Genomic DNA, 15,926 nt, shown 5'->3' with positions numbered 1-15,926 from the left:
TCTCCTTAATCCAGACCTAAAGACGGACTACCCTGATGCTTCCTTACTTCCGATACGTCGCTGCTTTTGCTTGCTTGCTCTTCCTGCTGCCGCACGCGGCCCAGGCCCAGCTAAATGCGTTCGACCTCGCGCTCACGATCGCTGACGCCGACGGCAACGACGAGACGATTACGATGGGCATGGACCCGGCGGCCACCGACGGCTTCGACGCCGCCTTCGACGAGGAGCTGCCGCCGCCGCCGCCCGGCGGGGCCTTCGACGCCCGTATCCCCGGCTTCGGCAACGGGCTGAAGACGGACGTTCGGGCGACGAACACGCAGCTCCAGTTCACGATCTTCTACCGGGGCAAGGTCACCGGCGGCACCGAGGCCGGCGTGACCCTCACCTGGGACGATGCCGGGCTGCCCGACGGCGCGCTTCGCCTCACCGACGACCCCTCGGGCGCGAACGAGACGTTCGGCGTGGACCTCGACGGGGCCGGGAGCAGCGCGGCCCCGGACACCCCGCGCGACTTCTTCGGCTACCGCACGCTCGTCCTCGTCCTCGACCTTGCGCCGCCGGCCGCGCCGACGGGCCTCGGCGCGACGGCCGTCTCGCCGACGGCTATCGACATTGCCTGGACCGACAACGCGGGCGACGAGAGTGCCTACGAGGTCGAGCGCGGCGCGAGCGCCGGCGGTCCGTTCGCGCTCGTCTCCACGGAGGCAGCGGACGTGACGGCCTACGGCGACACCGGGCTGAGCGCGGAGACCGAGTACTGCTACCGGGTCCGGGCCACAAACGCCAGCGGAGCCTCGGCCTATTCCAACGTTGCCTGTGCGACGACGCCGGCCGAGGCGACGCCGCCGGTGGCCCCGACTGGTCTCGGCGCGACGGCCGTCTCGCCGACGGCTATCGACCTGGCCTGGACCGACAACGCGAGCGACGAGAGTGCCTACGAGGTCGAGCGCGGCGCGAGCGTGGGCGGCCCGTTCTTGCTCCTCTCGACCGAGGCGGCCGACGCCACGACCTACGGCGACACGGGCCTTAGCCCCGAGACCGAGTCCTGCTACCGCGTCCGGGCGACGAACCCGGCGGGCGCGTCAGCCTACTCGAACGTGGCCTGCGCGACGACCCCGGCGGCCGGCCTCGCGTTTGCGCCGGCCAGCCTCTCGCTAAGTCTCGACGAAGGCACCGGCAGCGCCTCGGACGACGCCACGCTCAGCGTCACGAGCGGTCCCGCCCCAAGCGGCCCCGTTGCCCTCACCGCTGTGGACGACGCCACCGGCCTCGCCCCGACCTGGCTCACTGTGCCTGCGGCGGCGACCGTAGACACGCCGGCCTCGTTCACGGCTAGCGCTGACGGCCTTGCGGCCGGCACTTACACGGCGACGGTCACCGCCGCCGAGGCGGGCTACGCCGACGCCACGCTCGCCGTGACCCTGGAGGTCACCCCTGTTGCGAGCGGAGTGGACTTCAGCGTGCCGTTCACGGCCTCGGCCGGTGGGGCGACGATCGCGCTCGCGTTCGGGACTGCGCCCGACGCGACCGACGCCTTCGACGCGGACTACGACCGCTTCGCGCCGCCGCGTCCGCCCGACCCGACCTTCGACGCGCGCTTCCTGCCGCCGGTGCTCGGGACCGAACTCTTCGACGACTTCCGCCTCTCGCTCTCCGAGGACAACGACACGGTCACATGGACCGCGACCGTCCGGGCGCTCCAGGCTGAGTACCCCGTCGTGCTCGACTGGTCCGGCGCGACGCTGCCGGCCGAGGGGAGCCTGCTCCTCCTCGCGCCAGGCGCGACGAGTCCCGTGGACTTCCGCGCCGTCTCGTCCTACGACCTCACCGCCGGATGCGCCACCGAGGACCCCTGCACCACCATCTTCCAGATCGTCCACGCCCGGACGACGGCCGTCGACCTTGCGGTCGGGACGGGTTGGGAGCTACTCGGACTGCCGAACGAGCCGTCCGACGCCAGCTACCAGGCCGTCTTCAGTGCGCCGCCGCTCCCGCAGCCGCCGTTCGCATGGGACGGCGCGAGCTACACCGTCGCGGACACGCTCGCCGTGGGCGCGGGCTTCTGGGCCTTCTTCGACCAAGCGGCGACCTACACCGTGACAGGCATCGCGCAGCCGCAGGTCGGCCTCAGCTTCGGTGCGGCCGGGTGGCAGCTCATCGCCGGCCCGTCGTGCGACCTCCCGGTGTCGGCCATCCAGGACCCCGGCGGCATCATCCTGCCCGGCACGTTCTTCCGGTTCGACGAGGTCTACGTCGAGGCCGACACGCTGCGGCAGGGCGAGGGCACCTGGGTCCGCGTCGAGGATGCGGGTGCGCTCACGCTCGACTGCGCCGGCACCGGGTCCCGCACGCCGGCCCGGACGACGGAGCCGGCCGCGGCCTTCACCGTCACCGCCGGCGACGGCACCCGCAGCCGCGCTCTCGTCCTCGGCCACGACCCGGCCGCGACGGACGACTTCGACGTCGAGTTCGACCGCCTCGCCCCGCCGCCCGCCCCGACCGGTGCCTTCGACGCCCGGCTGCGCGGCACCGACGACGGCACCCCGACAGACTACTACGACGACGTGCGCCGCTTCGAGGTAGGCATGGACAAGGTCTTCGCGCTCGTCTACGCGCCGGCCGCCGGCAGCGACGCCATCGTGCTCTCGTGGGACCCGGCGGCGCTCGACGGTCTCGGCCGGTTCACGCTTGCGAGTGACGCCGGGTCCAGCCCGGACTTCGCGCTCGACATGCGCACGGCCGCAAGTGTCAGCACGGCGGACCATCCCGAGCTCGCCGCCGGTGCGTTCGTCGTCTGGTCCGAGCCGGCCGCGGTCGACGCCGAGGGCGGGTCGGTGCTTCCCGAGGCCTTCGCGCTGCGCGGCACCTACCCCAACCCGACGGCCGGCGCGACGAGCCTCGTGCTCGACCTGCCCGAGACGGCTGAGGTCGCGGTCGAGGTGTTCGACGTGCTCGGCCGCCGGGCGCTCGAACTCAGCAGCCTGGAGCTTCCTTCCGGCCTCGACCACGCGGTCGATCTCGACACGGCGCGCCTCCCGGCCGGGGCCTACCTCTACCGGGTCACGGCCACGATGCCGTCCGGTACGGCCGTCGGAACCGGGCGTCTCACCATCGTCAATTAGTGCGAAAGGGTAGGCAATAATTGATTCCGATAAAACACGTTAGGAACCTGTAATGCGCCTCTCCAACCTGTACCTGATCGTCTTGCTGATCGCTGCGCCGGCAGCCTACGGGCAGAGCACCAGCTTTACCCTGGACCTGCTCGCCACCGACGGCAACGCCGCCCGGTCTCTGACCGCGGGGGCCGACGAGGCCGCGTCGGACGACTTCGACCCCAGCCTCGACGTCCTCGCCCCGCCACCGCCGCCGGCGGGGGCCTTCGACGTGCGCATCCAGGGCCAGAACGGCGGCGTCCCGACGGGGTACTACACCGACCTCCGGGCACCGGTCGGCGAGGGCCAGCAGTACGCCTTCCGGCTGCTCTACGCGCCCAGCGTTGGGGGCAGCCCCGTCGTCCTCTCGTGGGACCCGGCGGACCTCGTCGCCGAGTGGAGCTACAGCTTCGTGGACCAGCTCGAGGATCCCGATGTGGTCGTCGACCTCCGCTCCGGCTCTTCGCTCGACACCGGGCTCTACGACGCGACCGACGACCCGGACTGCGCCCCGTTTCCCGACGGCGATCCCAGCGCGTGCGTCCGTAGCGGGGTCTACCTGCTCGTCGAGGTTCCGGGGATCCCGCCAGTGGACCTAACGGCGTCGGTGAGCCAGACGACCGTGGCACCCGGCGGCTCGATCGTCTTCAGCTACACCGTCGACAACAACACCGGCAACGCCCAGACCGGCGACCTCTACTTCGTCGCGCGCCGAGGCGGTGCGGTCGTGGCCCAGGGCGTCGTCATCTCCGGCACGATCCAGGCCACGAGTTCGATCTCGAACGGGTACACGCAGAACGTCCCTGGCAACGCGCGGCCGGGCGAGTACCTCTACACGATCAGCGTCGGCCGGTTCAGTAGCATGACAGCCGTAGACGCGCAGACGTTCACGATCACGGTGACGGCCGCCGGCCGTGCGGTTTCGGCGGCCGGTTGGGAGGCCGACTGGACCGTGAGTGACGTAGGCACCTGGCCGGACACCGAGGCCGGAGCAGCCTCCAGTTCGTCCCTGCCAGCGAAGAACTTGCTGCATGCAGGGTACCCGAACCCGTTCTCGTCGCAGACTGTCCTGGGCTTCGACGTGGCGGAGGCGCAGCACGTAGAACTTGTGGTCTACGACGTGCTCGGGCGCGAAGTCGCACGCCTCCTCGACGGACGGGTGGAAGCCGGCCGGCACCAGGCTGTGCTCGACGGGCACAGGCTGCCGAGCGGGGCCTACGTCGCGCGCTTGGTGACGGAGAACGGGACCGCGCTCGCACGCCGGCTCACGCTCGTGCGGTAGCGCTTGATCTCTCTGGGCCTGCGGGACGCTCCGCTGGCCATCCGCCCCTGCAGCGACGCAGACAGCCGCTGCGGCCGGTCGGGCACCCTGCCGTTTCCAGATCAGTACGAGACAGAGGGCTGAACGCACGCCAGGCGTACAGCACAGACAGGCCAGCACAGACAATAGGCCGGCCCAGGTGAAACGAGGGAAGACGTGCGCCCGGACTGGAAGGGGCAGGAATGGTTTGTGTCCATCCGTCTGTGCACGCCCACTCCTCTCGCTCTCGCTCTCGTGCCGCGCTCTGTTCTCGCCACCGTACTGCTGCTCGCCTCGCACGCTTCGGCGGCACAGGGGCTGCCGGAGCCGAGTGCGTCGGTCAGCGGTACGGTGCGCGACGCTACGACAGGCGAAACACTGATTCAGGCGACCGTCTTCGCCGCCGACGCCGGGATCGGGACGACGACCAACAGCCAGGGGTTCTACGTGCTGGCGGGCGTGCCGGCCGGCGAGGTGACGCTCATCGTCTCGTACCTCGGCTACGCGCCGGAGCGGCGGACGCTCACGCTCGGGCCGGACGAGCACCGCCGGCTGGACCTGGCGCTGCGCCCGGAGACGCTCGAAGGCGGCGAGGTCGTCGTCGAGAGCGAAGGCCCGCTGGAGGAGACGAAGGCCGTCGGCTTGCAGCGCGTCCCGATGCAGCTCGTCCAGCAGATCCCGTCGGCTGTCGAGAACGACCTCTTCCGGGCGCTCCAGTTCCTGCCCGGCGTCAAGGCCGCGAGCGACTTCTCCTCCAAGCTCTACATCCGCGGCGGCTCGCCGGACCAGACCCTCATCCTGCTCGACGGCACGACGGTCTACAACCCCACCCACTTCTTCGGCTTCTTCTCGACGTTCAACACGGACGCCATCAAAGACGTGCAGGTCTACAAGGGCGGCTACCCGGCCGAGTACGGCGGGCGGCTCGGCTCGGTCGTCGACGTCAGCAACCGCGACGGCAACCGCAACCGGCTCGCCGGCAAGGCGAGCGTCGGCCTGCTCGCCGCGCGCGTGAACGCGGAGGGGCCGGTCCGCCTCGGCGGCATGCGCGGCTCGTGGTTCCTCGCGGCCCGGCGCTCGACGCTGGAGCCGCTCCTAGCCGCGCTCCGCGAGCGCGAGCCGTTCATCCCCGAGGGGTTCTACTTCTACGACCTCAACGGCAAACTGAGCCTCGACGCCTCGCCCAACGACCGCTTCTCGCTCGCGTTCTACGCCGGGACTGACGACGTCGACTTTCCCTACGCCGAGGACGCCCGCTTCGACCTCCGCTACGGCAACCAGACCGGCAGCGCCCGCTACACCCGCATCCTCTCGGACCGCATCTTCGCCACGCTCCGGCTGACGGGCTCGCGCTACGTCAACTTCCCCAAAGCTGAGGTCGCGGGCGTCACCTTCGAGCGCCGCAACACCATCGACGACTACTCGGCGAAGGCCGACGTGGAATGGCTCGCGAGCCGGGGCCTGGAACTCAAGGGCGGGTTCTGGGGCGGCCACCTCCGCCTCCGCCTGAGCGACGTCTTCGACGGGCGCGAAACGCTCGACTCGCGCCTCGAAAGCACCTACGCCTCGGGTTACCTCCAGACTACGCTCCGCCCGACGGCCTCGCTGACGCTCACCGGCGGCCTCCGGGCGAACTACTTCTCGTCAGGCGACTACCTCCGCTTCGAGCCGCGCCTCCAGGCCGACCAGCGGCTGGGCGAGCGCGTGCTAGCGCAGGCGGCCTACGGGCGCTACTACCAGTTTCTCACCCTCGTCTCGAACGAGGCCTTCTCCGGCTTCGACGTCTGGACCACGACCGCCGAGGGCGTGCCGCCCTCCTACGGCGACCAGTTCATCCTCGGTCTCAAGACGCGTCCGCTTCCCAACCTCGGGGTCGATGTGGAGGGCTACGTCCGCACGCTCCGCGACCTCTTCGAGATCGACCCGACGCTGCCCGACGTGTCGGGGTTCGACTACCCGGACATCTTCCGCTTCGGCGAGGGCTACGCGACGGGCGTGGAACTGTTCGTCGAGCGCCCACGCGGGCGCGTCCACGGCTTCGTGGCCTACACGCTCGCGCTCACGCAGCGCAAGTTCGTCGGGGCCGACGGCCAGGCGGTCAACCCCCATCCGGTGACGGCGGAGCCGCAGTTCTTCTCGCCGAAGCACGACCGGCGGCACGACCTCGCGGTCGTCGCGGGCCTCGAACTCGGGCGCGGGTGGACGCTCACCGGGTCCTTCGTCTACGCCACCGGCCAGGCGTACAGCGAGCCCGTCGGCAGCTACAGCATCGACCCGCCGATCGGTAGTGTGGACGGGGACGCCGTCGTCACCTCCGGCCTCAACCGCGCCCGGCTGCCGGCCTATCACCGCGCCGACATCGGGTTCACCAAGACCGGCCGCCTCTTCGGCCTGGGCGACTACGAGTTTCGGATGCAGGGCGTCAACGTCTATTCGCGCCGCAACGTCTGGTTCAACCAGATCGACCTGGACGACAACCCCGTCGCGGCACCAGTGCGGATGCTGCCCTTCCTGCCCAACGTCTCCCTGACCGTCGACTTTTAGCGCACTGGACCCCATGCCTGCGATGCGATCTGCTCTGCTCCTGCTCGCGCTCGGCTTCACCGCCGGGTGCGACCTCGCCGAAGAAGACTTCCGCCCCGACGTCGTGGTGGAGGGCGTGCTCATCGCCGAGGAACCGATGACGTCGGTCCGCCTGTCCGAGAGCGCGCCCATCGGCGAGGTCTACGCGTTTGAGCGCCAAGCGCTCAGCGGAGCCACGGTGCGGGTCGTGCTGCTCTCGGCGAGCGGAGAAAGCGAGCAGACCGTCCGGTTCGTGGAGGACGTGGGCGGGACCGGTACCAACGGCGGGCCGGGGGTCTACGTGCCGGAGTTGCGGCCGAAGCCGGTGGTGCAGGCGGGCCGCCGCTACCGGCTCGAAGTGGAGGTGCCGGGCGAGCGCGGCCTCGTGCCGCCGGGCACGCTCGTCCGGGCGGAGACGACCGTGCCGGACACGTTCCGCATCGAGGCGCAGCCGCCGCCTGCCATCTCCTACGACATCGACGCCCCGTCGCCGGCCCTCGACGTGACGAGCAGCGACGCGCCGGGGCGGCAGGCCATTTTCGTCTTCAACATCCGGGCGCTGGAGCCGGAGCGCTACCCGCTCACGCCGCTCGCCGCCGCCTTCGTCGAGGACGGCGACCTCGACGCCGAGAATCTCACCTCGACCTCCTCGCCGATTCTCAACGAGGCCAACTACGCCCGCAACGCCGACGGGACGCTGCGCCTCCGGGTGCCGTGGTTCGCGATCAACTACTTCGGCCCCAACGTCTTCACCGTCAACGCCCTCGACGACGCGCTCTACGACTTCCTCCGCTCCCGCAACGCGCAGTTCAACCCGACCACGCTCTCGCCCGGCGAGATCCAGCGCGTCCTCTCCAACGTCGAGCACGGCCTCGGCCTCTTCGGCAGCCTGGCGCGGGCGCGGGCCGACGCCGTGGACGTGCTCCCGCCGCGCTAGGAGGTGTACGCCGTCAGGACCTAGCACCGGACGCCCACAACGAAGAAGGGCGGCACCGCGAAGGTACCGCCCCTCTGGACTCGGAGTCCTGCGAGCGTCTAGTACGACGCGCTGCCCTGTTCTTCGGCGGGCGGCAGGAGCACGCCGTCGATGACGTGGGCGACGCCGTTCGCAGCAGCCACGTCGGCAGCAACGACCGTCGCGCCGCCGACCATCACCGCGCCGTCCTTGACCGAGACGGTGAGCGACTTGCCGGCGAGCGTTTCTAGCACCTGCCCGTCGCTGAGGTCCGCCGCGTTCAGCTTGCCGGCGACGACGTGGTAGGTGAGGATGCCCTTGAGCGTCTCCTTGCTTTCCTCTTCGAGGAGGCCAGCGACCGTGCCTTCGGGGAGGGCACCGAACGCGTCATCGGTCGGGGCGAAGACGGTGAACGGGCCTTCGCCGCTGAGAGCTTCGACGAGGCCGGCCTCCTTGACGGCGGTCTCGAGCGTGCTCAAGGCGTCGGTGCTGACGACCACTTCGACGAGCGAAGGCTTCGCCTGGTCGGCGGACATTGCGTCGTGCTGGGCGGTCGCAGCGGGGGCGCTGAAGAGCAGCGCGACGAGCGCGACGAACGGGGTAAAACGGTGAAAAGCAGACATGGGACGGAAAGGTTGAGTGGAGAGAGGTGATGCAACTACAGCCGCTCCAACGGCGGGAAGGAAGGGGATGTTATTCTCTTCGACTGATATTTACAGAAAAAACTGAAAGTTGAGCGCAGGGTCTTAGCGCTGGAAGTCTGCGTCGGAGTCAGGCGTGCAAGCGGTGACCTCCTCGCGCGTCTCCTCCAGCCCCCGGGCCTGCACGCGCCAGCAGTCGTCGTAGACCGAACAGTAGCATACCTCGAACACCAGCCGCTCGCCCTGGAGGTAGGCCTCTTGGAAAGGACCAGTAGGTTCTGCGACCTGGGCCCCGAAGCTGGCGATCGACGACTGGCCGGGGAGCACGCGCCCGTTCGTCCGGTCGGCCGTGAAGTCGGTCGATGTAAAGCCGAGCGCGGCGAGCATCTCCTGCCACGTCCGCACGGGCTCCCCACCCACGCGGACTTCCATCGCGCGGATGCGCGCCGGGCCGACCCCCTGGTTCGCCGTGCGGACCACGAACCCGCCGTTGCCGAAACCCAGGCCGATCTCGACGTAGGGCCACACGGCCGCCCGCTGCTGCTCGCGCGTGATCCGTGCCTCGTAGAGCAGCACGACGAGGGTGCAGAGGCTGATGAAGATCGCAGCCCCGGAGACGATGAGGTCGGTGCGGGAGGAGATGGGCATGGGGCGAGAGGGCAGAGTCAAGAAAAGCTGGACAAGTTACCGGGGCCGCCACGCTTCGCTCCACCCCTTCTTTCCCTCCTGGCCCTCCACGCCGAACATCTCCTTACATCTCCTACGTTTAGAACGGCACATCGTCCTCCACTTCCTCCGGGGCACGCTCGGTGCGCTGGAGCGCGATGCCGGTGGGGTCGAAGCCAAACAGGTCCTCGGGAGAGAAGACGAGGCGGAAGTCGTGGTCGCTCCCGAAGAACGGGGTGAACTTGGCGGCGAACTCGTCGAGACGCTTGAGATAGTAGGCTGTGTTCTCGTCGGGGGCGGCGGGGTCCCAGGCTTCGGCGAGGCGGGCGTGCTCGAAGGCTCTCACGTTCGCCTCGGCACCGGTGAGGTAGTAGCTGATCCGGTCGCCCTTCGTGACGGGCTGGCCAGTCGCCTCGGCGCGGCGGATCGCCAGCTCGTATGCCGCCGCCCGCGTGCGCTTGCCCTCGGCCACGTCGGCCAGGTACTGCTCGACCGTTTCCTTCAGCGACTCCGTCCGCTGGAAGCTCTCGACCCCTTCCCAGCGATGGCTGACGACCTGGTCGCGGACGCGGAGGTAGAGGTCGTGGAGGCCCTGGATGTCCTCGTCGAGCAGGAGCGGGATCGCCTCGCGGAGAAAGCGCCGCCCGAAGCGCTCCGACGAGCGCGACACCAGCGACGAGCCTTTGAACTTGAGCGTGCCGTCGTAGCGGAGGAGAGCGTAGTTCTTCTTTTTGTACGACAGCATCTTCTGGAAGCGCCCGTCGAACCCGATGCGTATGCCCTCCGGCATCTCGGCATTCAGCGCCTCGACGAACGCCCGCTCTTCGGCGTCGCCGCGCACTGCCGGGGGCGGGACGAAGAGCACGCCGTCGGTGTCGACCTCGATCACGAGGCCGCCGCGCTCGCGTATGAGCCGGATGATCCGGCGCAGCAGGTCCTGCCCAACGCTCGCCACGCGGTCAGCCTCGGCGAAGTCATTAAATATAGCCATACCAAAGCCCATATTACCATAAAAACTATTAATTATATTTTTGTATGCTGTCTGTCGAGCATCAAGTTCGCCGCGCTCGTCCTCACTCTCCGCCTCGCGCATGAGGGTCTTCGTCTCGAAGCGGAGGCCGGTAAGGCGGCGCAGGAGGTCCGGGAAGAGGCCGAGCGTGTCGCCTGAGGGCTGCACGTCCCACCCGAGCATGATCGACGGGTACAGGCTCTCGACGTCGGCATAGACGACGGGCCCGACGACGCCGGTGACGAACACGTCGGTGTAGCCGCCGACGGTCTGGCTGCCCCACTCGGCCTTCGGGAGCGCCTGCCGCTCGCGCAGATACTCGCGGACGAAGAGCGCCTCGATCTTGGCCGCCGGGCCGGTGCGCGCGCACTGGTCGTAGGGCATCGGGACCATCTGCGTGAGGTAGAACGTGCTCCCCGAGAGGTGCCGGCTCAGGCGCTCGGTCTCGATCACGTCGTCAAGCGCATAGGCGAGCAGCCGCTCCGGGTCCTCGTCCCAGACCTTCGGGATGTCCGCGCCCGCGACGTAGGTCCGGTCCTCGGGCGCGAAGCCGAAATACTTGGCCGCTGCCTTCAGCCCGTAGGCCGGGAGGTCGCGCTTGAACACGTCGTAGCTCATCACCTGGAAGTAGGTGTCGATCACATGCCGCCCGGCGATGTCGAGCGCCGGGAAGTCGATGCTCCGCTCGGCAAACCGCATCGACGAGGGGAACGTGCGCGGCACCGAGCGGTCACGGCCAATCGCAAAGGGCACGCCCCACCGGTCGCACCGCGTCATCAGGTAGGGGAAATCGAAGGCGTAGGCGTTGTGGCCTTCGATCACGTCAGGGTCTTTCTCCTGGACGAGGCGGACGACCTCCTGCAGGAGCGTCTTCTCGGGGAGCGCGCGGGCGTCGAGGAGGCGGGTCCAGCCCCGGTTGTCGGAGAGCGAGACGATGATGACGGCGTCGCCCTCGCGCTCGGCGTCGGGGAAGCCGCCGGCGCTGGCGTAGGTCTCGATGTCGAGCTGGAGCCGGTGGAGGTCTTCGAAGGGCATCCCCTTGAAGAGCGTCCGCCCGGTCTGCATGAGGTACTGCTGCTCGGGCGGGCCGGGGAAGTAGATCTCGTCGGGCCGCCGGGCCTGCGTCTCGGTCACCTGCTCGACGTGGCGCACGGCGTCCCAGTACGCGCCCCGGCTCGGGAAGACGACGAGCCAGCGGAAGTAGCCCTCGCCGCCTAGCTCCTGGAACCGGAAGCGCTCGCGCGGGAAGCCGCGCAGGAGCTCGGCGTCGGCGAGGAAGAAGAACGGGTAGAACGCCTCATCGCTGTGCTCGACCGTCGTCGGGCCGGTCCGGCGGTAGATCCGCATCTGCTCCGTCCCGTCACTCCCCGCGACAGGGTGCAGCCCGACGATCCGCTCGGTCCCGTCGCGCCCGTAGAGGGCGTCGTCGTGGGCGTCAGGCGGAGCTAGGTCGGACATGGACGGGAGAGCGAGGGGAGGGCGCTTGCTGACACCCTCGCCTCGTCCCGTCCGTTCCGTCCTCAACGCGCGAGCGTGACCGACTGGGTCTGCTGCTGCCCGTCCGCGCTCAGCCGGACGAGGTAGGTCCCCGTCGCCGCGCCCGCGGCGTCCCACGTCACCCGGTGCTCGCCTGCGGCCTGCTCGGCGTCTGCGAGCGTCGCCACGCGGCGGCCCCGCACGTCGAAGACCTCGACCGTCACCTGTGCCGCCGCGTCGAGCCGGTAGCTGAGCGTCGTCGACTCGGCGAACGGGTTGGGGTAGGCCGCGCCGAGCGCGAAGCCGAGCGGCCCGGCTTCCTCTTCGGTGGCGACGGTGACGTTCGACAGGTCGAGCCGCCACATCGAGCGGCCGTGGGTGCCGGCGGCGAGGAAGCGCTCGGTCGGGTGGACCTTGAGGTCGTAGACCGAGACGGCCGGGAGCCCGGTCCCGAGCGCGCCCCAGGTCGCGCCCCGGTCGAGCGAGACGAACGCACCCACGTCCGAGCCGACGTAGAGCACGTCGGTGTCCACCGGGTCGACAGCGAGGGCGTTGACGGGCGCGTCGGGGAGGGTGCCGGAGATGTCGGTCCAGGTCTGCCCGGCGTCGTCGGTGCGGAAGACGTGGGGGACGGGCTCGTACCACTTCAGCCCGGAGAACGTCGCGTAGGCCGTCTCGGGCAAGAGCGGATCGGGGATGACGCGCGTCACCCAGCGCTCGGGGAGGTTCGGCTGCGTGACCTCCACCCAGGTGTCGTCGCCGTCCGTCGTGACCCAGAGCTTGCCGTCGGCGGTGCCGGCCCAGACGACGTCCGAGTCGGCGGGGGAGACGCCGATCGTCGAGATGGTGTTGATGCGCGGCTGGTTTCCGGCTAGCTGCGGCGAGATTTTGGTCCAGGAGTCCGCGCCGTTCACAGTGCGGTAGACGTAGTTCGTGCCGTAGTAGAGCGTCAGGTTGTCATTCGGGTCCATGATGACCGGCGTCGACCAGTTGCGCGGCTCGTTGAAGTCGATCCCGCTCGTGGCATCGTTGAAGCTGAACCCGCCGTCGGTGGACTTGCCGAGCCCGCCGAACTGCGACTCTGCGTAGATCACGTCGGCGTCGGTCGGGTCGACAATCGTGTAGAAGCCGTCGCCGAAGTAGATCACGTCCCAGTCGTCGAGGGCGCCGGTGAGGGTGCGGTTGGTGCTGTTGTCCTGCGTCCCGCCGTAGAGCCGCTCGGGGTTCTGCGCGTCGAGGCCGATCTCGTAGAAGTGCGTGATCGCTAGCCCGTTGACCGGCGTCCACGAGGCACCGCCGTCAGTCGAGCGGTCGATCCCGCCGTCGTTGCCGCTCAGGACCACGTCGGGATCGTCGGGCTTGAAGGCCATCGCGTGGTGGTCGACGTGGAGCACCTCGAAGCCGAACTCGGCATTCCAGAACGAGCCCGACCGCCGGATGAGCGGGGTCGAGAGCACGAATACGTCGTCGGGGTCGTCGGGGGCGACGCGGACCTGCCCCATCCACCACTCGAACCCGCTCGTGTTGAAGCCGATCTCGCCGGACGGGTCCTCGTCGGTCCAGGTGTCGCCGCCGTCGTCGGAGCGGAAGAGGCCAAGGTATTGGCTGCCGTCGGTGTAGTAGGCGTAGATGGTGTCCGGGACGTCGCGGCAGATGTCGAGGCCGATCCGTCCGACATCCGTCACGTCGGGATTGGGGAGGCCGTTGGCTGCGCCGAGTTCGTCCCAGGTGTCGCCGCCGTCGGTAGAGCGCCACAGGCCGCTCGTGGGGCCGCTGAGGTTGCTGCCGGTGGGCCGCCGGATGCGGCTCCACGTCGAGGCGAAGAGCACGTCCGGGTCGTCGGGCCGCATGGCGAGGTCGATGACGGCCGTCGAGTCGGAAAGGAAAAGGACGCGCTCCCAGTTCGCGCCGCCGTCCTCGGAGCGGAAGACGCCGCGCTGCTCGTTCTTGCCGAAGTAGGCCCCGAGCGCGGCGACGAACACGCGGTCGGGGTCCGTCGGGTCGATGCGGATGCGGCCAACCGAGTAGCTCTCGCCGAGGCCGAGGAAGTCCCACGTCGCCCCGGCATCACTCGTCTTGTAGATGCCCCCGCCGGCGAAGTTGTTGTGGCTCCCGTTGGCCTCGCCGGTCCCAACCCACACGGTGTTGGGGTCGCTCGGGTGGACGGCGAGGTCGCCGACGGTGAGGACGGCCTGGTCGTCGAAGATGGGGGCCCAGGTGAAGCCCGCGTCTTCGGAGCGGAAGACGCCGCCCGTGGCGGGCGAGGCGTAGACCACGTCCGGTGCACTCGGCGCGAACTCGATGTCCGAAACCCGCCCGCCGACGTTCGTCGGCCCGGCCTGCTCCCACGCGCCGAACGGGCCGCCACGGGCTTCGGCGCGGAGCGCCTGCGCCGCGTCGAGCGCTTCGCGCATGGCGGCCGGGTCGGCCTGCCAGACGGGGAAGAGGCGCTGGTCGGCGGCCCACTCGGCCGGCCGCATGTCCGGCCCTGGCTCGTCGGACTCGATGGGGGCAGGCGGGGCAGCGGGACCGGAAGGCCAGAGCCAGAAGGCAGCGGCGAGGCCAAGAGACGCCAGGACGGCAAATACGAGGAAGCGGCGAGGCATGGCAAGACAGGCTGGGAGATAAAGGGCGCTAGATACGTCCTTTACCCGCACCGGTCAAGGCATGCCCAGGTGGGCTCGGCGTGGAGGGCGTGGAGGGCGTCTAAAGCAAAGCCGAGAAAGGTAGCGAGGCCGTCGCACGCTGCGCCAACGTGCTCATCCCTCCTTGCTCTCCTTCCCCTACACGCCGAACCAACTCTCCTTTCCCTCCCAACCCTCCCCGCCGAACCAACCCTCCTTCCCCTCCACGCCGAAACAGTCTTCTTTCTCTACTCCCCCACGAGCCGCCGGGCGACAGTCGTGTGGAAGACGGGCTGCCGCCGCTCCATGACCGTGAGGAGCAGCCCCTCATTTTCCAACTCGATCATCGCTTCGCCAAGCACCGACAGCATCCGGGACGGATAGCGCTCCGTGGTCTGCCGGTAGAACGCCCCGAGGTCGGCCGCGAACTCGTCTCGGAGGAACGGGAACGCGGGCTCCCACAGCTCCGACGCGGGGTCGCCCGCGTAGCGGTAGCGGCGGAACCCGATGTCGAACGTCGTCCCGAACTCGTGGCTGGAGGTCGAGCGCGCGGCGTTGGCGTTGACGCGCCGGAGCGCGGCCTGGTCCTCCTGCGTCCGCAGCACTGACGAGACGTAGAACTTGTAGGGCGGCAACCCATAGCCGGCCAGCTTCGCCTGGAATCGCACGCCGATGGAGTCCAGCACGGCCGCCGCCGAAGGCGTGACGTAGGGAACGGAGTAGGTCAGGGTGCCGACCCAGTAGTACGGGCTGTCGCCGATCCGGACGAGGCCCGCAGCCCCAGCGCGCTCCAGCCCGTCGGCCCGCGCCTCGACCGACGGCACCCCGAGCCGCCGCGCTGTTGCGACGTGGCGGGCGTTGCGCGAGCGCCGGAGCAGGCCGCGCTGCCGGTCCGAGAGCAGCGGGACCTTGAGGTAGCGCCCCTCGCGCTCGTCCACGAACGCCTCGAACCGTGCCCGCTCGGCGGCCACGATGCGCCGTTTCTCTTCCAGCTTCTCGGCCGCATACCACGCCGCCACGAGTCCGCCAACTCCGACCACCGCGGCCCCCAGCAGCACGAGCCACCGCCTCCTGAGACGCGGGCGGTGCTCCAGGGGCGAGGTTTGGCGTACCGCCGAGGGAGTCCGCCGCGGCGACGGCGTGTAGGGATGGCCGATCAGGTCGGGCACAGCTCAGAGGACGGTGGACAGAGGACCGTGAAGACGGCAGACGGTGAGCTAGTGGACAGAAAGCGGTGGGCGCGTTGTGCGATGGTCTCGGCAGCTTTGACAGTTTTGCCCGCGATGCACAACTCGCTGCCGCGCTCCACGCTGGCCCCGTAGGTCCACGCTGGCCCCGTAGGGACGTAGCGCTGCTACGCCCCGGGCGGGCCCAGGCACTCTACCCCAGACTCGGTGCCGGCTAGAGCGTGTTATGGACTCGGTCAGGTCTCAGCTTTTCTGCCCAAGACGCCCGTCATTCCCGCGCAGGCGGGAATCCACGCCACGATGGCACCGCGTGCCGACGCTGCATGGATTCCCGATCTGGGTCGGGAATGACTC

General features: G+C 69.4%; 9 protein-coding genes. 4 read left to right on the top strand and 5 right to left on the bottom strand.

The window, feature by feature from the left end; all coding sequences use genetic code 11:
* Positions 1-74: 74 nt before the first annotated feature.
* From AAGI91_06110 to AAGI91_06095, 4 genes are all read left to right on the top strand, one after another.
* Entirely contained in the window at positions 75-3,122 is a 3,048-nt protein-coding gene (locus AAGI91_06110; GenBank protein ID MEM1042188.1) for a T9SS type A sorting domain-containing protein, read from the top strand.
* A 52-nt stretch (positions 3,123-3,174) separates the two neighbouring features.
* Positions 3,175-4,434 (top strand): T9SS type A sorting domain-containing protein, encoded by a 1,260-nt coding sequence (locus AAGI91_06105; GenBank protein ID MEM1042187.1) that lies wholly within the window; start codon positions 3,175-3,177, stop codon positions 4,432-4,434.
* Positions 4,435-4,707: 273 nt separating this feature from the next.
* Positions 4,708-6,996: a TonB-dependent receptor gene (locus tag AAGI91_06100; GenBank protein MEM1042186.1), complete on the top strand. Its 2,289-nt coding sequence runs from the start codon at positions 4,708-4,710 to the stop codon at positions 6,994-6,996.
* Between the two features lie 22 nt (positions 6,997-7,018).
* Positions 7,019-7,951, top strand: a complete 933-nt coding sequence (locus AAGI91_06095) for a DUF4249 family protein (GenBank protein MEM1042185.1) — start codon at positions 7,019-7,021, stop codon at positions 7,949-7,951.
* Positions 7,952-8,049: 98 nt separating this feature from the next.
* On the opposite strand, the gene AAGI91_06090 is transcribed toward AAGI91_06095, so the two are convergent.
* The 5 genes from AAGI91_06090 to AAGI91_06070 form a co-directional block, all read right to left on the bottom strand.
* Positions 8,050-8,592: a fasciclin domain-containing protein gene (locus AAGI91_06090; protein MEM1042184.1), complete on the bottom strand. Its 543-nt coding sequence runs from the start codon at positions 8,590-8,592 to the stop codon at positions 8,050-8,052.
* A 123-nt stretch (positions 8,593-8,715) separates the two neighbouring features.
* Positions 8,716-9,258, bottom strand: a complete 543-nt coding sequence (locus AAGI91_06085; GenBank protein MEM1042183.1) for a hypothetical protein — start codon at positions 9,256-9,258, stop codon at positions 8,716-8,718.
* Positions 9,259-9,376: 118 nt separating this feature from the next.
* Positions 9,377-11,743, bottom strand: a complete 2,367-nt coding sequence (locus AAGI91_06080; protein MEM1042182.1) for a DNA polymerase domain-containing protein — start codon at positions 11,741-11,743, stop codon at positions 9,377-9,379.
* 62 nt (positions 11,744-11,805) lie between these two features.
* Positions 11,806-14,367, bottom strand: coding sequence for a T9SS type A sorting domain-containing protein (locus AAGI91_06075; GenBank protein MEM1042181.1), 2,562 nt, complete (start codon positions 14,365-14,367; stop codon positions 11,806-11,808).
* Positions 14,368-14,633: 266 nt separating this feature from the next.
* Complete coding sequence (locus AAGI91_06070) at positions 14,634-15,554, bottom strand: DUF5715 family protein (protein MEM1042180.1); 921 nt, start codon at positions 15,552-15,554, stop codon at positions 14,634-14,636.
* Between the last annotated feature and the right edge of the window lie 372 nt (positions 15,555-15,926).

The organism is Bacteroidota bacterium (assembly GCA_038746285.1).
In the GTDB taxonomy this organism is placed as follows: domain Bacteria; phylum Bacteroidota; class Rhodothermia; order Rhodothermales; family JANQRZ01; genus JANQRZ01.
This window is presented reverse-complemented; position numbering and strand designations above follow the sequence as displayed.